The sequence below is a fragment of the Streptomyces sp. NPDC054834 genome (assembly GCF_053611185.1).
On the sequence record NZ_JBSGZV010000016.1, the window covers coordinates 124,791 to 148,223 of the forward strand.

Here is a 23,433-nt window from a genome sequence, read left to right on the forward strand (position 1 = left end):
GGACGATCGCGGGGAACGGGCAGGCGGGCTTCAACGGTGACGGTCAGGCCACCTCCTCCCAGCTGCACTACCCCACTGGTGTGGCGGTGGATTCCTCGGGCAACGTCTACATCGCCGACCAGCACAACCACCGGGTGCGCAAGGTTTCGCCCGAGGGACAGGTGTGGACGATCGCGGGGAACGGGCAGGCGGGCTTCAACGGTGACGGTCAGGCCACCTCCTCCCAGCTGCACTACCCCACTGGTGTGGCGGTGGATTCCTCCGGCAACGTCTACATCGCCGACTACCACAACCACCGCATCCGCAAGGTGTCACCCGACGGGCGGATCCGGACGGTCGCGGGGAACGGGACCGCCGGGTTCGACAATGACGGTCAGGCCACCTCCTCCCGGCTGCACTACCCCACTGGTGTGGCGGTGGATTCCTCCGGCAACGTCTACATCGCCGACCCCCACAACCACCGCATCCGCAAGGTCGATCAGAACACCGGCAGGATCTCCACCATCGCCGGCGACGGCACGGCCGGCTTCAACGGCGACAACCGCGCGACATCCTCCCGGCTGAACTACCCCGCCGGTGTGGCGGTGGACGCTGCGGGCAACGTCTGTATCGCCGACCAGAACAACCACCGCATCCGCAAGGTGACGCCCGACGGGTGGATCCAGACGGTCGCCGGGAGCGGCACGGCCGGCTGGAACGGCGACGGGACGGCCACCTCCAGCTACCTGTACCACCCCTTCGACGTGGCTGTGGACGCCTCCGGCAACGTCTGCATCGCCGACCGCTACAACCACCGCATCCGCCAGGTGCGCACCGCCGGGCAGAGCACGCCCGATCAGCCGGAGACGCCGAGCGCGGATCTGTACGGGGAGCCGGTCGCGCCCGGCACGGTACAGCAGGGCCAGCTGTTCGGCCTGGGCGTGCGGGTGCGCAGCTGGGGCCCGGCCATGGTCGAAGGCGGCAAGGTCACCGTCACCCTCACCCTCCCCTCGCAGCTGGTCGGTGTGGAGCCGGGCTGCTCCGCGCAGCAGTGCACGCGCAGCTTCCCCGGCGCCCACCTGCTGCCCAACCAGGGATCCCTCGACGGCGTCTTCCAGGTCATCGCCCGGCCCAACGCCGCCCCGGGCACCTACTGGGCCACCGTGCGCATCGACTACGCCGGCGACACCCGACTGGTCGACAACGTCTTCACCATCCCGGTCAACGTCGTCGTCCCCGCCCCGGTCTCCGACGAGACCGACCTGACCATCAAGCAGGCCTTCCCCCCACAGGCCAAGCCCGGCACCCCCACCCTGCTCCTCATGGAGATCAGCTCAGCCTCCGGCCAGCCCGTCAACCCGGGAGTGATCACCCAGACGTTCACCGCCCCCACCGGCTTCGCCTTCACCGGCCAGCCCTTCTACGGCTACTACGACTCCCCCGACGGCGTCGTGACCGGCCACCTGGAAAGCAACATCCAAAACAACGGCACCACCGTCGTGGTCACCGGCAACCCCCACGTCAACACCACCAGCAGCGACCGGGGCACCCTCACCTACACCTTCCCCCTGCGCGCCCTCGACAAGGCCCAGCCCGGCACCCGCACCGACGGCCGCGCCGTCATCGGACGCCACGCACCCGTACCCCTGACCGGCACCATCCTCCCCCAGACCGCCAACGACACCGCACAGCCGACGACCTTGGCCAGCTGAACCAGCAGACGCTCAGAGCCGCCCGGGAGCACGGCGCCCGGGCGGCTTCTTCTCGGCGTCTCGCCGTCAGTTCGGCCGTCAGTTCAGCAGGCCCTCCCCGTCCAGGATGTCGAAGAGTTCCTCGGCGCTGGCGCCGCTCAGGTCGTCGGCCGCGTCGTCCGGGCCGAACAGCAGCTCACGCAGGTGCGCGGCGAGCTTGTCCGGTGACGGGTAGTCGAAGATCAGCGTCGGCGTCAGCCGGCAGCCGGTGAGCCCGCCCAGCCGGTTGCGCAGCTCCAGCGCGGTCAGTGAGTCGAAGCCGAGGTCCAGGAAGCCGCGGTCCGGCCGGACCGCGTCCTGTCCGGCGTGGCCGAGTACGGCGGCCGCCTGGGCGCGGACCAGGTCCAGCAGCTCCTGCTCGCGCTCCTTCGGGGAGAGTCCCGACAGCCGTGCGACCAGTGCCGCCGGGTCGGAACCGCGTCCGTCGGCCCGCTCCAGGGACCGCGAGGCCTGCGGCAGCAATCCCTTCAGCAGCGCTGGCAGTTCGTCGGCCCGCGAGCGTAGTGTGCCGGTGTCGACCCGCAGCGGTACGGTGGCGGCCCGCCCGGAGGCGTGCGCCGCGTCGAACAGCGCGAGCGCCTCGGCGACCTCCAGCGCGGGCAGACCCCGGGCCGCCATCAGCCGTACGTCCTCCTCCACCGCCTCCATCAGGCCGGTCCGCGCGTTCCACAGGCCGTAGGCGAGGGCGTTGGCGGTCTTCCCCTCGGCGTGCCGGCGGGTGGCGAGGGCGTCGAGGAAGGTGTTGGCGGCGGCGTAGTTGGCCTGTCCGGCGGCGAGGGTGAGGCCGCCGGCGGAGGAGATGAGGGTGAACAGGGCGAGAGGCTGCTCGGTGGTGAGTTCGTGCAGGTGCCAGGCCGCGTCCGCCTTGGGGGCGAGGACGGCGTCCAGGCGGTCGGGGGTCATGGTGGGGATCAGGCCGTTGTCGCCCGTCCCCGCCGCGTGGACCACGCCGGTCAGACGGACGCCTGACAGGAGCTGTTCCAGCGCCCGGCGGTCGGAGACGTCACACGCCGCGATGGTCACCTCCGCGCCCGACTCGCGCAGTTCCGCGGCGAGTTCGGCGGCTCCCTCGGCCGCGGGGCCGCGGCGGCTGGTCAGCAGCAGGTGCTGCGCCCCGTACTCGGTGACGAGGTGGCGGGCCAGATGTGCGCCGATGCCCCCCGTACCGCCGGTGATCAGCACGGTGCCCTCGGGGTCGAGCGCCGGCCTGTCGCCGGTGGCCGTGGTGACCGGAGCCAGCCGGGGCACCCACACCTCGCCCGCGCGCACGGCGCTCTCCGGCTCGCCGGAGGTGAGCACCGCCGCGATGCCGTCGAGGCCCTCGGCGATGTCCGTGATCTGGATGCGGCCGGGGTTCTCGGCCTGGGCGGCGCGGATCAGGCCCCACACGGGCGCCTGGCCGAGGTCCACGGTCTCGTCGTCGGCCACGGCCACGGCGCCACGGGTGACCACGACGAGGGTGGAGTCGGTGAAACGGGCGTCGGACAGCCACTGCTGAATGACTGTCAGGGCCCGGCCTGTGGTGATGCGTACGGCCTCGGGGACCGGTCCCTCGGTCTGCGGGACCACGTACACGACCGCCCCCGAGACCAGCTCGTCGGCACCGGACACGTCCTCCCACGACCGGTGGGCGCCCTCACCGCCGGAGACGACCGGCACCGGACGCCAGCCGATCTCGTACAGCGACTCCTGCCGCCCGCCGGCCAACTGCTCCTGCGACACCGGCCGGAACGCCAGCGAGCCGACCGAGGCGACCGGGCTGCCGTCCCGGTCGGCGAGGGTCAGGGACAGGTTGCCGACCTCGTCCTTGGTGATACGGACGCGCAGGGCGGCGGCGCCGACCGCGTGCAGGGTGACGCCGGACCAGGAGAAGGGGAGTTCCGTGGGCTCCTCGCCGGTGATGTGCTCGCCGACGCCTAGGGCGTGCATGGTCGCGTCGAGCAGGGCGGGGTGCACGCCGAACCCGGCGGCCTCCTCGTGGGTCTCCTCGGGCAGGGCGACCTCGGCGAAGACCGTGTCGCCGTCCCGCCAGACGGCCTTGAGCCCCTGGAAGACGGGACCGTAGTCGTAACCCTGCTGGAAGAGCAGCTCGTAGGCGTTGTCCACCGTCACCTCGGTGGCACCGGCCGGGGGCCAGGCCGTGAGGTCGGCGGCGGGCGCGACCGTACCGGCGCCGAGGACGCCCTCGGCGTGCAGCAGCCACGGGGCCTCCGGGGCGGCCTGCTCGTGCCGCGAGTGGATACGGATCGCACGCTCGCCCGCCTCCTCGGCGCCGACCGTGACCCGGATCGCCACCCCGCCCTGCTCGGGCAGGACGAGCGGGGCCTGGAGAATCAGCTCTTCCAGGGTGGGGTGGCCGGTCTGTTCGCCTGCGTAGAGGGCGAGTTCGACGAAGCCGGTGCCGGGCAGCAGCACGGTGCCGAGGACGTCGTGGTCGGCCAGCCAGGGGTGGGTGTCGAGCGCGAGGCGGCCGGTGAACGTCACGCCGTCGTCGTCCGGGGCGGAGACGACCGCGCCGAGCAGCGGATGGTCGGCGGCGGCGAGACCGAGGGAGGCCGGGTCCCCGCCGCCCTGGTTCTCGATGATCCAGAACCGTTCCCGCTGGAAGGGGTACGTCGGCAGGTCGACGCGCCGGGCGCCCGTGCCCTCGTAGAACGCCGCCCAGTCGACCCGGGCACCCACCGCGAACAGGCGGGCCAGCCCGGCGACGAGCGTCGCGTTCTCGGGCCGGTTCCGGCGCAGGGCCGGGGCGATGACGACCGTGTCCTCGGCATCGAGCGTGGCCTGGGCGAGCGCGGACAGGATCGCGTCCGGGCCCAGCTCCAGGAAGCGGGTGATGCCCTTGCCGTGCAGGAAGGTGACGGTGTCGGCGAAGCGGACGGCTTCGCGCAGGTGGCGGGTCCAGTAGTCGGGGGTGCCCCAGTCGTCGGTCACCTCGCCGTGGACGCCCGCGACCACCGGGATGCGCGGTGCGTTGACGGTGACGGTCTCGGCGACCTGGCGGAACTCGGCGAGGGCCGGGTCCATCAGGGGGGAGTGGAAGGCGTGGGAGACGCGGAGGCGGGTGGTCTTGCGGCCGCGCTCCGAGAAATCGGCGACGATCGCGTCCACGTCCGCCTCGACACCTGAAACCACTACGGAGGTGGGGCTGTTGATGGCTGCGATGCCGACCGTGTCGGACAGCAGCGGGACGATTTCGTCCTCGGTCGCCTGGATGGCGGCCATCGCGCCGCCTGTCGGGAGGGCCTGCATCAGGCGTCCGCGTGCGGTGACCAGTCGGGCCGCGTCCTCCAGGGAGATCGCCCCGGACACGTGGGCCGCGGTGATCTCGCCGATGGAGTGCCCGGCGAGGTAGTCGGGGCGGATGCCCCAGGACTCCACCAGCCGGTACAGAGCCGTCTCCACCGCGAACAGGGCGGGCTGGGTGTAGGCAGTGCTGTTCAGCAGCTCCTCGTCCTCGCCCCAGATCACCTCGTACAACGGCCGGTCCAGGTGGGCGTCCACGGCCGCCACGACCTCGTCCAGCGCCTGCGCGAACACCGGGAACGCGGCGTGCAGTTCACGCCCCATCCCCAGCCGCTGCGCACCCTGCCCCGTGAACAGGAACGCCGTCCTGCCCTCCCGCGTGAGCCCCTGGATCACCCCGGGGCCGCTCGCGGTGTCGCCCTCGGCCAGGGCGGAGAGACCCGTGAGGAGTTCCTCGCGTGACTCGGCGACGACCACGGCCCGGTGTTCGTGCGGGGTGCGGGTCGTCGCGGTCGCGTGGGCGAGGTCGGTCAGGGACAGGTCCTGCTGGGCCGCCACGCGCGCGTGCAGCCGGGCGGCCTGCTCGGTGAGGGCCTTGGTGCTGCGGGCCGTGACCACCACCGGCACCGCGGGCAGCTCCCGGTGCTCGGGGGCCTCCGTGGTGTCCTCGGCGGGCGCCTCCTCGACGATGATGTGGGCGTTGGTGCCGCTCAGGCCGAACGACGACACCCCCGCGCGGCGCGGACGCTCCCCGGCCGGCCAGGGCACGGCCTCGGTCAGCAGCCGTACGTGTCCGGCTTCCCAGTCGACGTGCGGGGTGGGCTCGTCGAGGTGGAGGGTCCGGGGCAGGACTTCGTGGTGCAGGGCGAGGATCATCTTGATGACCCCGCCGACGCCCGCCGCGGCCTGGGTGTGGGCCAGGTTCGACTTCAGCGAACCCAGGTACAGGGGCTTCGAGTCGGAGTCCCGGCGGCCGTACGTCGCCAGGACGGCCTGGGCTTCGATGGGGTCGCCGAGTTTGGTGCCGGTGCCGTGGGCCTCGACGGCGTCGACGTCGGCGATGGTCAGGCCGGCGTTGTCCAGGGCGGCGCGGATCACGCGTTGCTGGGAGGGGCCGTTGGGGGCGGTCATGCTGCTGGAGGCGCCGTCCTGGTTGACGGCGGAGCCCCGGATCACCGCCAGCACGGGGTGGCCGTTGCGGCGGGCGTCCGCCAGCCGCTCCAGGACGATGACACCGACACCTTCGGAGCAGCCGGTGCCGTCGGCCGACGCCGCGAAGGACTTGCAGCGGCCGTCCGACGCCATGCCCCGCTGGTGACTGAAGTACAGGAACATGTCCGGCTCGGTCATCACCGTGACGCCACCCGCCAGGGCGAGCGTGGACTCGCCGGAGCGCAGGGACTGGGCGGCGAGGTGGATGGCTACCAGGGAGGAGGAGCAGGCGGTGTCGATGGTGAGCGCCGGGCCCTCCAGGCCCAGGCTGAACGCGACCCGGCCGGTGACCAGGCTGCCGTCGCTCGTGCCGGGGCCGTAGTCGTGGTACATCACGCCGCCGAACACACCCGTCTTGCTCTTGCGCAGGGTGTGCGGGGCGATGCCCGCCCGTTCGATCGCCTCGTGCGCGGTCTCCAGGAGCAGACGCTGCTGCGGGTCCAGACCGAGCGCCTCGCGCGGCGAGATGCCGAACAGCGTGGCGTCGAAGTCACCGGCGTCGTAGAGGAATCCGCCCTCGGTGGTGATCGTACGGTTGAGCTTGCCCGGCTCGGGGTCGTACATCTCCTCCGTGGCCCAGCCGCGGTCGGTGGGGAACTGGGAGACCCCGTCGCGCCCCTCGGCCAGCAACTCCCACAGGCCCTCCGGGGAGTCGACCCCGCCGGGGTAGCGGCAGGCCATGCCGACCACCGCGACCGGCTCGCTCACCTTGGCGGCCTGCTCGGCGAGTTCGCCGTTCTGCCGGCGAAGCTTCTCGTTGTCCAGCATCGACTGCCGCAGGGCGGCTACTAGTTGTTCGACTGATGCTTCCACGATGACCTCAGTCCTCGGTCTGGTTCGGTTCGGCGGACGCAAGCGCGGCGCGCACCAGGTCGTCGATGTCCATGCTCTTGATCTCGTCGCTGCGGTCGGCCCCCTGGTCCGCCGGGGCCGCACCGCCGCCCGACGCGGCAGGGTCGGCCGGGGCGAGGGCGAGCAGCGCGTCGAGGAGGCCCGCCTCGCGCAGCGCGGCGACCGGGATCGACGTGAGCAGGTCGCGGATCGACTCGTCGTCCTGCGTTGCCGGGGCGGCGGTCTGCGGCTCGGCGGGCCCGGCCTCCTCCTCGTACTCCTCGATGCCCGGCATGAGCTCCTCCAGCAGGAACTCCGCCATCACGACCGGGCTGGGATAGTCGAACATCATCGTCGCCGGCAGCCGCATCCCGGTCGCCGACTGGAGCCGGTTGCGCAGGTCGATCGCCGCCAGGGAGTCCAGACCGAGGTCCGTGAAGCCCTTGTTGACGTCGAGTCCCTCGGGGTCGGCGTGGCTGACGGCCGCCACCTCGGTCCGGATGAGGTCGAGCACCGCCGCCTCCCGGTCCATCGGCCGCATCCGCGCCAGCCGCTCCTCCAGGGACTGCCCGCCGGTGGCCGCCGCGGCGGCCGTGACCGACGGGGCGCGCACCTCCTGGCGCTTCGGCGCGGGCTGCTCCTGCCGCAGCACGTCCCGCAGCAGTACGGGCGGCTCGCCGGGGTTGGCGCCCCGCGCGGCGGCGTCGACCCGGATGGGCGCGATCATCGCCTCGTCGAGGGTCAGCGCCTCGTCGAACAGCTCCAGGCCCTCGGCGGTGGGCAGCGCCGGCAGACCCAGCGAGCGCATCCGGCCGAGGTCGGCGTCGTTGACGCCGCCGCCCAGACCGGTCTTCGTCTCCCACAGGCCGAACGCCAGCGCCGTGCCGGGCAGGCCCTGCTCCCGGCGGTGCGCGGCGAGGGCGTCCAGGAAGCGGTTGGCCGCCGCGTAGTTGCCCTGACCGGCGCCGACGACCAGTCCGGCGCAGGAGGAGAACAGCACGAACGCAGCCAGGTCCAGCTCGCGGGTCGCCTCGTGCAGGTACCAGGCCGCGTCCGCCTTGGGCCGCAGCACCGTGTCCAGCTGCTCGGGCGTGAGCTGGGCGATGAGCGCGTTGTCCATCAGGGCCGCCGCGTGCACCACCGCGGTCAGCGGGCGGTCGGCGGGCACGGCGGCGAGCAGCGCGTCGATCGCCGCGGGGTCCGACACGTCGCAGGCGGCCAGCGTGACCTCGGCGCCCGACTCCAGGAGTTCGGCGGCGAGTTCGGCCGCGCCCGGCGCCTCGGCGCCCCGCCTGCTGGTCAGCAGCAGGTGCCGTACGCCGTGCTCGGTGACCAGGTGGCGGGCGACGATGGCGCCCAGGCCGCTGGTGCCGCCGGTGACGAGGACCGTACCGTCGCCGTTCCACGGCAGCGCGGTGGTGACCTGTCCGGCGGGCACCCGGGCCAGCCGCGGCACCTTGACCTCGCCGCCGCGCACGGCGCACTCCGGCTCACCGGTGGCGAGGATGGCGGGCAGCGCCTGGCGGGCGGCGTCCGAGCCGTCGGTGTCCACCAGGACGAACCGGCCCGGGTTCTCCTCCGCGGCCGACCGCAGCAGGCCCCACACCGGCGCCTGCGCCAGGTCCACGGTGTCGGTGTCCCTCGCGGTGACCGCGCCCCGGGTAAGGACGACCAGCCGGGACCGCCCGAAGCGGTGGTCGTCGAGCCAGCCCCGGAGTACCTCCAGGACACCGCCCGACACCTGCCGTACGGAGTCCGGGACGTCGCCGCCGGCGCCGGTCACCGGCAGCAGCACCACCTCGGGCACCGCGCCGCCCGCGTCCAGCGCGCCGGTCAGGGCGGCCAGGTCCGGGTAGGCGGCGACGCCCTCGGGCGCATGGCCGGCGTCGCCGAGCACCGCCCAGCCGTCGGCGGTCGCCGTGTGGCTCGCGCCCAGCGGCAGCTGGTTCCACTCCAGGTGGAACATCGACGTCCGCTCGCTGCGTCCGGCCGCCGCGGCGGCGTTGACCCGGGCCGCCGTGACGGGCCGTACGACCAGGGACTCGATGGTGGCCACCGGGGTGCCGTTCGGGTCGGCCAGCTCCAGCCGGACGGCGTCGGAGCCCTGCGACTTGTGACCCTCGACGGCGGTGATCCGGCCGCGCAGCTGCGAGGCGCCGGCCGCGTGCAGCGTCACGCCCTCCCAGGCGAACGGCAGCTGGGTGCCGCCGACGTCCTGCGGCTTGCGCCCGTCCATGAAGTCCGTCGCGCTCAGCGAGCCGTCCAGGATCGACGGGTGGATCCGGTACTCGGAGCCCACCGCGAGGTTGTCCTCCGGCAGCGACACCTCGACGAAGGTCTCCTTGCCGCGCGTCCAGATACCGCGCAGGCAGCGGAACATGGGCCCGTACCCGTAGCCCTGGCCGGTCAGGTAGTCGTACACGTCGGAGATGTCGACCGCCTCGGCGCCCTCCGGCGGCCAGACGGCGGCGTTCCCGGCGAACGACTCGGCGGCCGGCGCGGGCTGCGCGCCCGGCGCCAGCACACCACTGGCGTGCCGGGTCCAGGGGGTGTCCGCGTCGGCGTCGTCGGGCCGCGAGTACACGCTCAGCGACCGCCGCCCGGTGCCGTCGGCGGGGTCGACGACGACCTGCACGGCGAGCCCGCCGCCGTCCTCCCGCATCGGCATCAGCGCCTCGATGGTGAGCTCCTCGACCACGTCGCAGCCGACTTCCTCACCGGCGCGGATGGCCAGTTCGATGTACCCAGTACCGGGCAGCAGCACGGTGCCGAGGACGTCGTGGTCGGCCAGCCACGGGTGGGTGCGCACCGACAGATTGCTGGTGAGCACCACACCGCCGCCCTCCGGCGACACCACCACCGCCCCCAGCAGCGGGTGCTCGGCCGGCCGCTGCCCCAGGCTGGTGACGTCACCCGTGGGCGCCCCCGCCGGACCGTCGAGCCAGTACGTCCGCCGTTCGAAGGCGTACGTCGGCAACTCGACCCGGCTCGCGCCCGGGTAGAACGCCGCCCAGTCGACCGGAGCGCCGGTCACGTGCAGCCGGGCCACGGCGGCCAGCAGGGTGCCGGCCTCGGGGCGGTTCTTGCGTACGGCCGCCTCGACCACGGCGTCGTCGACGGTGGCCCGGGTGAGCGCGGACAGGACGGCGTCCGGGCCCAGCTCCAGGAAGCGGGTCACTCCGCGTTCGTCGAGGTGGGTGACGGTGTCGGCGAAGCGGACGGCTTCGCGCAGGTGGCGGGTCCAGTAGTCCGGGGTGCCCCAGTCCTCGCTGATGGTGCCGTGGACACCGGCCACGACCGGGATCCGCGGTGCACCGACGGCCACGCTCTCCGCGACCAGGTGGAACTCCGACAGGGCCGGGTCCATGAGCGGGGAGTGGAAGGCGTGGGAGACGCGGAGACGGGTGGTCTTGCGGCCACGTGACGCGAAGTCGGCGACGATCGCCTCGACATCGGCCTCGACACCCGAAACCACCACGGAGGTGGGGCTGTTGATCGCGGCGATGCCGACCGTGTCGGACAGGACCGGGAGGATCTCGTCCTCCGTCGCCTGGATGGCGGCCATCGCGCCGCCTGCCGGGAGGGCCTGCATCAGGCGTCCGCGCGCGGTCACGAGCCGGGCCGCGTCCTCCAGGGAGATGGCTCCGGAGACGTGGGCCGCGGTGATCTCGCCGATGGAGTGTCCGGCGAGGTAGTCGGGGCGGATGCCCCAGGACTCCACCAGCCGGTACAGAGCCGTCTCGACCGCGAACAGGGCGGGCTGGGTGTACGCGGTGCTGTTCAGCAGCTCCTCGTCCTCGCCCCAGATCACCTCGTACAACGGCCGCTCCAGGTAGGCGTCCACGGCCGCCGCGACCTCGTCCAGCGCGGCGGCGAACACCGGGAACACGGCGTGCAGTTCACGCCCCATGCCCAGCCGCTGCGCGCCCTGACCGGTGAACAGGAACGCGGTCGCCCCGTCCACCGGGCCGCCGGTGACGACGTCCGCGGACTCCGTCTCCTCGGCGAGCTTCGCCAACTCCCGTACGGCGGCTGCCCGGTCGTCGGCGATGATCACCGCGCGGTGGTCGAGGTCCGCGCGCGAGACGGCCAGGGAGCGGCCGACGTCGCGCAGGGACTGCTCGGGGTGGGCCTCCAGGTGGGCGCGCAGGGCCTCGGCCTGCCGGGGCAGGGACTTGGCGTTCTTCGCGGACACCGGCAGCAGCACCGGCGCCGGCGCGGCCGGCTCCTGAGCGGGGGCGGCCTCCTCCGTGCGGTTCGGCGCCTCCTCCAGGATGACGTGGGCGTTGGTGCCGCTGAGGCCGAAGGACGAGACGCCCGCCCGGCGCGGACGGCCGGCGGAGGGCCACTCCCTGGCCTCCGTCAGCAGCCTGACGTCGCCGGCCTCCCAGTCGACGTGCGGGGACGGCTGGTCCACGTGCAGCGTCTTGGGCAGCACCCCGTTGCGCAGGGCCATCACCATCTTGATGACGCCGCTGACACCGGCCGCCGCCTGCGCGTGACCGATGTTCGACTTGATCGAGCCGAGCCACAGCGGCTTGTCCGCGTCGCGGCCCTGCCCGTAGGTCGCCAGCAGTGCCTGGGCCTCGATCGGGTCGCCGAGCTTGGTGCCGGTGCCGTGGCCCTCGACCGCGTCGACATCCGCGGTGCTCAGGCCGGCGGCGGCCAGTGCCTGCTGGATGACCCGCTGCTGGGAGGGGCCGTTGGGGGCGGTGAGGCCGTTGCTCGCGCCGTCCTGGTTGACGGCCGAGCCGCGGATCACCGCGAGCACCGGGTGGCCGAGCCGCTCCGCATCGGAGAGGCGCTCCACCAGCAGCAGGCCGATGCCCTCCGACCAGCTGGTGCCGTCCGCGGCACCCGCGAACGCCTTCGAGCGGCCGTCGGCGGCCAGCCCGCGCTGCTGGCTGAAGTCGACGAACAGGTCCGGCGTCGGCATCACGGTGACACCGCCGGCCAGCGCCATCGTGATCTCACCCGTGCGCAGTGCCTGGCAGGCCATGTGCAGGCTCACCAGGGACGAGGAGCACGCGGTGTCGACCGTGACGGCCGGGCCCTCCAGGCCCAGTGTGTACGCCACCCGGCCGGAGGCGATGCTGCCCGCGCTGCCGTTGCCGAGGTACGCGGCCAGGTCCTCCGGGACGTCGCTCACCCTGCTGCCGTACTCGTGGTACATGATGCCCGCGTACACGCCGGTGCGGCTGCCGCGCAGGGTGTGCGGGTCGATGCCCGCCCGCTCGAACGTCTCCCACGCGGCCTCGAGGAGCAGCCGCTGCTGCGGGTCCATGGCCAGGGCCTCCTTCGGCATGATCCCGAAGAAGTCGGCGTCGAACTCGGCAGCGTCGTACAGGAAACCGCCGTCCTTGGCGTACGTCTTGCCGGGCGTGCCCGGCTCCGGGTCGTACAGGGCGCCGACGTCCCAGCCGCGGTCGGCGGGGAAGCCGCCGATGGCGTCCCGGCCCTCGGCGACCAGCCGCCACAGGTCGTCGGCGGAGCGCACCCCGCCGGGGAAGCGGCAGCTGACCGCGACGATCGCGATCGGGTCGTCCGCGCCGGCCGGGGCGGCGGTACGGACGGCGGGCGCCGGGGCGGCCGTCGGCGCCGAGGCCGACAGCTTCTCCACGATGAAGCCCGCCACCGCACGGGAGTTGGGGTAGTCGAAGACCAGCGTGGCGGGCAGCCTCAGCCCGGTGGCCGCACCCAGCTGGTTGCGCAGCTCGACCGCGGCCAGCGAGTCGAAGCCCTGCTCGCGGAAGGCCGTCTCCGGGCCCACCGCGTCCGCCGACGGGTGCCCGAGCACCGTCGCCACATGGGTGCGCACCAGGTCCAGGACGATACGGTCCCGCTCCTGCGTCGGCACTCCGGCCAGCCGCCGCTCGAGCTCGCCGACCTCCGCCGCCTCCGTACGGGCGGTACGGCGGACCGGGCCGCGCACCTTGCCGCGCAGCAGCGCCGGCAGGTCGTCGCCCCGGGCGGCGAGCGCCGCCGCGTCCAGCTTCAGCGGCAGCACCACGGCGTCCTCGCCGGCCACGGCCGCGTCGAACAGGGCCAGGCCCTCCGCGACCGTCAGGGCGGGCAGGCCCAGGCGACGCATCCTGTCCAGGTCGGCGTCGGTGAGGTCGCCGCCCAGACCCGTGCTGAGCTCCCACATGCCGAACGCCGGTGCCGACGCGGGCAGTCCGAGCGCCCGGCGATGCACGGCGAGGCCGTCGAGGAAGGCGTTCGCGGCGGCGTAGTCGGCCTGCCCGGCCGCCAGCACCGAGCCGCCCGCCGAGGAGAACAGCACGAACGCCGTCAGCTCCAGCTCGCGGGTCAGCTCGTGCAGGTGCCAGGCGCCGTCGGTCTTCGGCCGCAGCACCGTCTCGACCCCGTCGGCCGTCAGCGAGCCCACAAGGCCGCCCCCGGCCACCGCGGCGGCGTGCACCACACCGCTGAGCGGGTGCGCCGGGTCCATCCCGGCCAGTACGGCCGCCAGCGCCTCCCGGTCGGTGACGTCGACCGCGGCCACCGCGACCGAGGCACCGAACTCGCCGAGCTCCGCGACCAGTTCACGGGCCGCCGGGGCGTCGGGGCCGCGCCGGCTGGTCAGCAGCAGGTGCCGTACGCCGTGTTCGGTGACCAGCCGGCGGGCCACCAGCGCACCCAGACCGCTCGTCCCGCCGGTGATCAGCACCGTGCCGGTGGAGCTCCACACCGGCGTCCCGGCCGGCCCGGTGACCCGGGTCAGGCGCGGCACCCGCACCTCACCACCGCGCACCGCCGACTCGCTCTCGCCGACGGCCACCGCCGCGGCGACGTCCGCGTTCACGTCGGCGGCGTCGGCCGCCACGTCCACCAGGACGAAACGCCCCGGGTTCTCGGCCTCGGCCGCCCGCACCAGACCCCACACGGCGGTCTGCGCCGGATCGGCGTCCTCGCCGGGCAGGACGGCCTGCGCGCCACGGGTGACCACGGCGAGCCGGGCCGTCGCGGACGCGTCACCGGCCGGCCACTCCTGGACCCGCGCGAGCACCTCGCGCACGGCCGTACGGGCCCGAGCGGCGGCGTCCCCGCCGTCCGGCACCGGCACCGCGTACACCGTGACGCCCTCCGCGTCCCCGGCCTCCGCCGGGGCACCGGCCCGCAGCCACTCGACGCGGTGCAGGGCCGCGCCCGTGCCGTCGGCCGCCGCCGCCAGCTGCTCCTCGGACACCGGGCGCGACACCAGCGACTCCACGGTCGCCACCGGTGCCCCGGTCTCGTCCGCGACCAGGATCTCCGAGAGCTCGTCACCCCTGAGCCGGCGGATCTGCACGCGCAGCACGGACGTACCGGCCGCGTGCAGCGTCACCCCGTTCCAGGAGAACGGCAGCAGCGTGTCACCCTCGGCCGCCCCGTCCCCGCCGAGCAGGTCGGCGTGCATGGCGGCATCCAGCAGCGCCGGGTGCAGACCGAAGCGGGCGGCATCACCGTGGGCCTGCTCCGGCAGGGCCACCTCGGCGAACACGTCGTCGCCGCGCACCCAGGCGGCCTTCAGCCCCTGGAACACCGGCCCGTAGACGTAACCCCGCTCCAGCAGCCGCTCGTACGCGCCGGAGACCTCCAGCGCGGTGGCGTCGGCCGGCGGCCACTGGACCAGGTCGAACGCGGGTGCCTGACCGCCCGGCACCAGCGTGCCGTAAGCGTGCCGGGTCCACGGCGCGTCCGGGTCGGAGCCGCGCGAGTGGATGCCGATCGCGCGGGCGCCCGAGGCGTCCGGGGCGCCCACCCGCACCTGAAGGGCCACTCCGCCCCGCGCGGGGACGATCAGCGGCGCCTCCAGCAGCAGCTCCTCGATCTTCTCGCAGCCGACCTGGTCGCCCGCCCGGACGGCGAGCTCGACGAAGCCGGTGCCCGGCAGCAGCACGGTCCCCAGGACGTCGTGGTCGGCCAGCCACGGCTGCGTGTCCACCGACAGCCGGCCCGTCAGGACCACGTCACCGGAGTCGGCGGCGTCCACGACCGCGCTCAGCAGCGGGTGCTCCACCGCCTCAAGACCGGCCGAACCCAGCCCGGCCCCGCCAATCGCCGCACCCTCCAGCCAGTACCGCTGGTGCTGGAAGACGTAGGTCGGCAGATCCTCCCAACGGTCCTCCGCCGCACCGAAGTACGCCGTCCAGTCGACCCCGACGCCCGCGGTGAACAGGCCGGCCACGGCGGTCAGGAGGGTGCGCGGTTCCGGGCGGTTCTTGCGTACGGCCGCTTCGACCACGGTGTCGTCGAGTGTGGCCTGGGTGAGGGCGGTCAGGATCGCGTCGGGGCCCAGTTCGAGGAAGCGGGTGACTCCGCGTTCGTTGAGGTGGGTGACGGTGTCGGCGAAGCGGACGGCTTCGCGGAGGTGGCGAGTCCAGTAGTCGGGGGTGCCCCAGTCGTCGGTCACCTCGCCATGGACGCCGGAGACGACCGGGATCCGGGGCGCTTCGACCGTGATGGTCTCCGCGACCTGGTGGAAGTCGGCGAGGGCCGGGTCCATCAGGGGGGAGTGGAAGGCGTGGGAGACACGGAGGCGGGTGGTCTTGCGGCCCTGCTCGGAGAACTGGGCGACGATCGCTTCCACGTCGGCCTCGACACCCGAAACCACCACGGAGGTGGGGCTGTTGATGGCGGCGATGCCGACCGTGTCGGACAGGACCGGGAGGATCTCGTCCTCGGTCGCCTGGATGGCGGCCATCGCGCCGCCTGCCGGGAGGGCCTGCATCAGGCGTCCGCGTGCGGTCACCAGGCGGGCCGCGTCCTCCAGGGAGATCGCTCCGGAGACGTGGGCCGCGGTGATCTCGCCGATGGAGTGCCCGGCGAGGTAGTCGGGGCGGATGCCCCAGGACTCCACCAGCCGGTACAGAGCCGTCTCCACCGCGAACAGGGCGGGCTGGGTGTACGCGGTGCTGTTCAGCAGCTCCTCGTCCTCACCCCAGATCACCTCGTACAACGGCCGCTCCAGGTAGGCGTCCACGGCCGCCACGACCTCGTCCAGCGCGGCGGCGAACACCGGGAACGCGGCGTGCAGTTCACGCCCCATGCCCAGCCGCTGCGCGCCCTGACCGGTGAACAGGAAGGCGGTCTTTCCTTCGCGTACGGATCCGGTGACGACGTCCGCCGACACCGCGCCCTCGGCCAGCGCGGACAGCCCCGCCAGCAGCTCGGCGCGGGTCTCGCCGGCGACCACGGCCCGGTGGTCGAGCCGGGCGCGGCGGGTGGCCAGCGCGCGTCCGGCGGAGGCGACGGCCGTGTCGTCGAGGTCCTCGGCGTAGGCGGCCAGGCGTGCCGCCTGCGCGCGGACGGCCTCCGGGGTGCGGCCGGAGACCACCCACGGCACCAGCGACGGCACGAACCCGTCGGATTCCGGGCCCGGTTCGGCCGCGGTCGGGGCCTCCTCCAGGATGACGTGGGCGTTCGTACCGCTGATGCCGAAGGAGGAGATGCCCGCGCGGCGCGGGCGGTCCCCGGCGGGCCAGGCGACCTCCTCGTTCAGCAGCTCGACCGCTCCGAGTTCCCAGGAGACCTGCGGGGAGGGCTCGCCGGCGTGCAGGGTGCGCGGCATGACGTCGTGCTGGAGGGCCTGGACCATCTTGATGACACCGGCGACACCGGCGGCGGCCTGGGTGTGGCCGATGTTGGACTTCAGGGAGCCCAGCCACAGCGGCTTGTCCGCGTCGCGGTCCTGGCCGTACGTCGCGATCAGCGCCTGCGCCTCGATCGGGTCGCCCAGGGTGGTGCCCGTGCCGTGGCCCTCGACGACGTCGACGTCGTCGGTGGTGAGGCCGGCGTCCTGGAGGGCGCGCCGGATGACCCGCTGCTGGGAGGGGCCGTTGGGGGCGGTGAGGCCGTTGGAGGCGCCGTCGGAGTTGACGGCGGAGCCGCGCAGCAGGCCGAGGACGCGGTGGCCGTTGGCCTCGGCGTCGGACAGCCGCTCCAGGAGCAGCAGGCCCACGCCCTCGCCCCAGCCGGTGCCGTCGGCGCCGCTGCCGAAGGACTTGCAGCGGCCGTCGGCGGCGAGACCGCCCTGCCGGCTCATGTCCACGAACGTGTCAGGGGTGGACATGACGGTGACGCCACCCGCGAGGGCGAGGCCGCACTCGCCGCGCCGCAGGGCCTGCGCGGCCCAGTGCATCGCGACCAGGGAGGAGGAGCAGGCGGTGTCGACGGTGACCGCCGGGCCCTCCAGGCCCAGGGCGTAGGCGACGCGGCCGGAGACGACGCTGGCCAGGCTGCCGTTGCCGTGGTAGCCCGCGAGCTGCTCGGGCAGCGGGCCGAGGCGCAGGCCCCAGTCGTGGTACATCACGCCGGCGAAGACGCCGGTGTCGCTGCCGTGCAGGGTGTGCGGGTCGATGCCCGCGCGTTCGAAGGTCTCCCAGGCGGTCTCCAGCAGGAGCCGCTGCTGCGGGTCCATGGCCTGGGCCTCGCGGGGGCTGATGCCGAAGAACTCGGCGTCGAACTCGGCCGCTTCGTAGAGGAATCCGCCCTGGTCGGTGAGGCTCTTGCCGGTCTTGCCGGGCTCGGGGTCGAAGACGTCGGAGTCCCAGCCGCGGTCGGTGGGGAACGCGGAGATCGCGTCCCGGCCCTCGCGGACCAGCTCCCACAGCTCCTCGGGCGAGCCGACACCGCCCGGATAGCGGCAGGCCATGCCGACGATGGCGATCGGGTCGTCGTCCGTGGCGGCGACGGCCACGGCAGGGGAGGCGCCGCGGGTGTCCCGGTCGGTGTCCCCGAGGCGGGCCGCGAGATGGTCGGCGAGCGCGGTGGGGGAGGGGTAGTCGAAGATGAGGGTGGCCGCGAGGGGGACGCCGATGGCCGCGCCGAGCCGGTTGCGCAGTTCGACGGCGGCGAGCGAGTCGAAGCCCATCTCGTTGAAGGCACGCGTGGCGTTGACGCGGTCGGCGCCGTCGTGGCCGAGGACCGCCGCGACCTGGGTGCGCACCAGGTCGAGCAGGGCCTCCCCGCGCTCGGCCCGGGACAGTCCGGCCAGCTGGCGGGCCAGCGACTCCTCCACGTCCGCCGTGCCCGTGGCCGCGCTGCGGCGGGCCGGGCGGACCAGGCCGCGCAGCACGTCCGGCAGGTCGGCGCGGGCCTGGAGGGTGCGCAGGTTGAACCGTACGGGCACCAGGGCCGCGGCGTCGGTGGTGACGCCCCCGTCCAGCAGGGCCAGGTTCTCGGCCGGGGTCAGCACCTGGAGGCCCAGCCGGTCGATGCGGCGCAGCGCGGCCTCGTCCAGTGCCGCGCCCATGCCGCCGACGCCGGTCCACAGGCCCCAGGCGAGCGAGGTCGCGGGCAGCCCGGCGGCGCGGCGGTGGGCGGCGAGCGCGTCGAGGAAGACGTTGGCGGCGGCGTAGTTGGCCTGGCCGGCGCCGTCGAGGAAGGTCGCCGTGGACGAGAACAGCACGAACGCCGTCAGGTCCGTCTCGCGGGTCAGCTCGTGCAGGTGCCAGGCACCGTCGGCCTTGGGCCGCAGTACGGTGTCCAGCCGCCCGGCGTCGAGGGACTCCACGAGACCGTCGTCGATCACACCGGCCGCGTGCACGACCGCCGTCAGCGGCCGGTCGGCGGGGATGGCGTCGAGGACGGCGGCGAGCGCGGCCCGGTCGGCGACGTCGACGGCGGCGACCGTGACCTCGGCGCCCGACTCGCCCAGTTCGGCGGCGAGTTCGCCGGCACCGGGGGCGTCGGGGCCCCGTCGGCCGGTCAGCAGCAGGTGGCGTACGCCGTGCTCGGTGACGAGGTGGCGGGCCACCGCGGCGCCGACGCCGCCGGTGCCGCCGGTGATCAGGACCGTGCCGTCCGGACCCCACGGGGCGGCTCCCGCCGGCGCGTCGGACACGGTGGCCAGTCGCGGCACGAGGAACGCGCCGTCCCGGACGGCCGCCTCACTCTCCGTCAGACCGGCCACCAGCCGCATCAGTTCGGAGTCCTCGATCGAACCGTCGGAGTCCACCAGCACGAACCGGCCGGGGTGTTCGGCCTGAGCGGAGCGCACCAGGCCCCACACCGGCGCCTGGGCGAGGTCCGGCTCCTCGCCCGGTGCGGCGGCGACCGCGCCCCGGGTGAGGACGACCAGCCGCCCGTTCGCGGAGCGTTCGTCGGCGAGCCAGGCCTGGAGTGCGGCCAGCACATCGCCGGTCGCGGCCCGTACCCGCTCGGGCACGGCTGTGTCCGCCAGGTCTGCCGGGGCCGCCGGGACGGGGTGGGCGACGGTGAGCGGCGCGTCCGCGCCCGGGACGGGCACGGGGTGCGGCGTCCAGGTGAGGTGGAAGAGCGCTTCGCGGCCCGCGCCGCGCAGCCGCTCGGTGTCCACCGGCCGTACCGTGAAGGACTCGACCCGGCCGACGAAGCGCCCGTCGGGGCCCGCCAGGTCCAGCGTCACCGAGTCGTTGCCTGCCGGCGTGATCCGCACCCGCAGCGCGGCCGCACCGGCGGCGCGCAGGCTCACGCCCGACCAGGCGAACGGCAGCCGGGGGCCGTCGCCGGCCTGCTCGGGCGCGGCGAAGTCGGTGGCCTGGAGGACCGCGTCCAGCAGCGCCGGGTGCAGGCCGAACCCGCCCGCCTGCCCGGCCACCCCGGCCGGCAGCGCGACCTCGGCGAACGCCTCGCCCGAGCCGCGCCAGACGGCCTTCAGGCCGTGGAAGGACGGGCCGTACTCGTAGCCCTGCCCGGCGAGTTCCTCGTAGAGGCCGGCCAGGTCGACGGCCTCGGCGCCGCGCGGCGGCCACACCGTCGCCTCGAACCGCTCACCGGTGGTGTCCTCGGCGGCCAGCACACCGGAGGCGTTGCGGGTCCAGGGCGCGTCGGCGGGGGCGTCCTCGTCGCGGGAGTGGAAGGCGATCGTACGGCGGCCGCCGGCGGCCGGCGGGTCCACCACGATCTGGAGGGCGACGGCGCCGGTGGCCGGCAGGACCAGCGGCGCCTCCATGATCAGCTCGTCGAGGCGGGTGAGTCCGGTCTCCTCGCCCGCGCGCAGCGCGAGTTCCACGAACGCGGTGCCCGGCAGCAGCGTGGTGCCCGCGATCACATGGTCGGCGAGCCACTCCTGGGAGCGCGTCGAGATCCGCCCGGTCAGCACCGTCGCGCCGGTGTCCGCGAGGGGCACCACCGCGCCCAGCAGCGGATGGTCCACGGCGATCTGGCCGAGCCCGGACGCCTCGCCGCGCCCGGCCGGCGCGGACAGCCAGTAGCGCTCGCGCTGGAAGGCGTACGTGGGCAGCTGGACGCGGCGCGCACCGCTTCCGGCGAAGTACGCCGTCCAGTCCACTCGGGTGCCGCGCGCGTGCACCCGGGCCAGCGCGGCCGTCAGCTGCCGGCGCTCGGCATGGCCGCGGCGCAGCGCGGCGGCGAACTCCGCGTCCGGCGCGCCGTCGAGGATCTCGCGGCCCATGCCCGACAGGACCGGGTCGGGGCCGAGTTCGAGGAAGGTGGTGACGCCGAGGCCGGTCAGGGCGCGCACGCCGTCGTGGAAGCGCACGGCCTCGCGGACGTGCCGCACCCAGTACTCGGGGGAGCACAGCTCCTCGGCGGTGGCGGCCCGCCCGGTCAGCGTGGACACGATCGGGATGCGCGGCGCGTGGTAGTCCAGGATCTCCGCGAGCTGCCGGAACTCCGCGAGCATCGGCTCCATCAGCGGGGAGTGGAAGGCGTGGCTGACCCGCAGCGCCTTGGTACGGTGCCCGTCCGCCGCCAGCCGGGCGGCGACCGCCTCGACCGCGGCCGCCTCGCCGGAGACGACCACCGAGCGCGGGCCGTTGACCGCGGCGATGCTCACCGCGCCGGTCAGCAGCGGCAGCACCTCCTCCTCGGTGGCCTCGATCGCGGTCATCGCGCCGCCCGCGGGCAGCTCCTGCATCAGCCGGCCGCGCGCGGCCACCAGCGTCGCCGCGTCCTCCAGCGACAGCACACCGGCGACGTGCGCGGCGGCCAGCTCGCCGATGGAGTGCCCGGCCAGGTGGTCGGGGCGCACCCCCCAGGACTCCAGCAGCCGGAACAGGGCCACTTCCACGGCGAACAGGGCGGGCTGGGCGTACGCGGTCTCGTCGAGGAGCGCGGCCTCGTCGCTGCCCTCCGCGGCGAACAGCACCTCGCGCAGCGGGCGCTCCAGCTGGAGGTCGAGGTGGCCGGCCGCGGCGTCGAGGGCGGCGGCGAACACCGGCTCGGTGTCGTACAGCTCCCGGCCCATGCCCAGGCGCTGGCTGCCCTGCCCGGTGAACAGGAACGCCAGCCGGCCGCCGTCGGCGCTGCCGGAGTGGACGGCCGCGGACTCCTGGCCGGAGGCCAGAGCGCGCAGCCCGGCCAGCACCTCGTCGCGGTCCTCGGCGACGACCACGCCCCGGTGGCGCAGCGCGGCCCGCGAAGTGGCCAGCGACAGGGCGAGATCGGCGGGGGAGGCGTCGGCGTCGGTGGCGTGCTCCAGCAGCCGCTCGGCCTGGGCGCGCAGCGCGCCGGCGGTGGCGGCGGAGACCACGAGCGGCACGGGCGCGGCGCATCGCGGCTCGGTGTCCCCGCTGCGCCCGCCGTCGTCGGGGTCGTCGGTGTCCTCGGCCGGCGGCTCTTCCACGACGAGGTGCGCGTTGGTGCCGCTCACACCGAACGAGGACACGCCCGCGCGGCGCGGCTCCTCGCCGCGCGGCCAGGTGACCGGCTCGGTCAGCAGGCGCACCTCGCCCGCCGTCCAGTCGACGTTGGGGGTGGGCTCGTCGATGTGCAGGGTCTTCGGCAGCGTGTCGTGGCGCATGGCCATGAGCATCTTGATGACGCCGGCCGCGCCGGCCGCCGCCTGGGTGTGGCCGATGTTCGACTTCGCCGAGCCGAGCCACAGCGGCGTGTCCCCGTCGCGGTCCCGCCCGTACGTGGCGATGATCGCGCGGGCCTCGACCGGGTCGCCCAGCGTGGTGCCCGTGCCGTGCGCCTCGACCGCGTCCACCTGCCCGGCGGTCAGGCCCGCGTTGGCCAGGGCCTGGCGGATGACCTGCTGCTGGGCCCGGCCGCTGGGCGCGGTCAGGCCGTTGGAGGCGCCGTCCTGGTTGATGGCGGAGCCCCGGATGACACCGACGACCGGGTGGCCGTTGGCGCGCGCGTCGGACAGCCGCTCAAGGACGAACACGCCGACGCCCTCGGCGAACGCGGTGCCGTCCGCCGCGGCGGCGAACGCCTTCACGACCCCGTCGGGCGCCAGGCCCCGCTGCCGGCTGAACGCGGTGAACGTGCCCGGGCTGCCCATCACGGCCACACCGCCGGCCAGCGCCAGCGAGCACTCGCCGCGCTGAAGCGCCTGCACGCCGAGGTGGACGCCGACCAGGGAACCGGAGCAGGCGGTGTCGACGGTCAGGGCGGGCCCGGCCAGCCCGAGGACGTAGGCGACCCGGCCGGAGATGACGCTTGGGGCGTTACCGCTGAGCAGATAGCCGTCGAGGCCGTCCGGGGCCTCGTGCAGGCGCATCGCGTACTCCTGCGGCTCGGCCGCGATGTACACGCCCGCCTCGGTGCCGCGCAGCGCGCCCGGGTCGATGCCGGCCCGCTCGATGGCCTCCCACACCGTCTCCAGCACCAGCCGCTGCTGCGGGTCCATCGCGAGGGCCTCGCGCGGGCTGATGCCGAAGAAGTCCGCGTCGAACTCGGCGGCGTCCGGCAGGAATCCGCCGTGCCGCACATAGGTGGTGCCGGGTGTGGAGGGGTCGTCGGAGAACAGGGTCTCGAGGTCCCAGCCGCGGTCGGTGGGGAAGGGGTCGCGGACGTGCTCGCCGGCCTCGATCAGCCGCCACAGGTCCTCCGGGGAGGCCACCCCGCCCGGGTAGCGGCAGCCGATGCCGACGATCGCGATCGGCTCGTCGTTCGCCACCGCCGGGCGCACCGCGGGGGCCGCCTCGCTCTCGGGCAGGCCGAGGACCTCGGTGCGCAGGTGCGCGGCGAGTTCGGCCGGTGAGGGGTGGTCGAAGGCGACGGTCGGCGGCAGCGTCAGACCGGTGGCCTCGTTCAGCCGGTTCTGAAGCTCCAGCAGGGCCACGGAGTCGAGGCCGAGGTCCTTGAAGGACCGGTCCGTGTCGACCGGCGGTGGTGAGCCCGCGCCCGCCACGGAGTCGGGCACGTCGGCGTGCTTGGAGCGCAGCACGGCGAGCGTGTGCTCGCGTACCAGGCCCAGCAGGACGTACGTCTGCTCGGCGGTCGGCAGCGCCGCGAGGTCACGTACGAGCGGGGACTCCGCCGCCGCGGTCGCCGCGGTCTCACCGGTCGGACCGCCGTGGGTGCCGGGGTTTCCGGGCTCAGTCATCTGCACTCCACACCTTCGTTGTCCGCAGCGGACGGAGGGAACTTCTGTGGTCCGGGACGTTCGCGGTCCGCCCGGTGACATCGCGTCACCGGGCGGACGGGTGCCTTCCAGGGCCTGTCGTCAAATTCCCGCCTGCCTGGCGGCGTTCGGGCG

Annotated in this window: 3 protein-coding genes; 1 reads left to right on the top strand and 2 read right to left on the bottom strand. The window is 74.3% G+C overall.

What is annotated here, in order from left to right; genetic code table 11:
• Positions 1–1,691, top strand: a 1,691-nt coding sequence (locus tag ACWGJM_RS22735) for an NHL repeat-containing protein (protein WP_453413497.1), incomplete at its 5' end; no start/stop codon positions are given.
• A 78-nt stretch (positions 1,692–1,769) separates the two neighbouring features.
• Here ACWGJM_RS22735 and ACWGJM_RS22740 read toward each other — a convergent pair.
• Together ACWGJM_RS22740 and ACWGJM_RS22745 are read right to left on the bottom strand one after the other, a co-directional pair.
• Positions 1,770–7,001: an SDR family NAD(P)-dependent oxidoreductase gene (locus ACWGJM_RS22740; protein WP_453413498.1), complete on the bottom strand. Its 5,232-nt coding sequence runs from the start codon at positions 6,999–7,001 to the stop codon at positions 1,770–1,772.
• 7 nt (positions 7,002–7,008) lie between these two features.
• Positions 7,009–23,280, bottom strand: coding sequence for an SDR family NAD(P)-dependent oxidoreductase (locus ACWGJM_RS22745; protein WP_453413499.1), 16,272 nt, complete (start codon positions 23,278–23,280; stop codon positions 7,009–7,011).
• Between the last annotated feature and the right edge of the window lie 153 nt (positions 23,281–23,433).

What these genes read in the sequence shown, in the direction of transcription:
- ACWGJM_RS22745 (WP_453413499.1), bottom strand. Translation starts at nt 23,280, where the DNA reads ATGACTGAGCCCGGAAACCCCGGCACCCACGGCGGTCCGACCGGTGAG.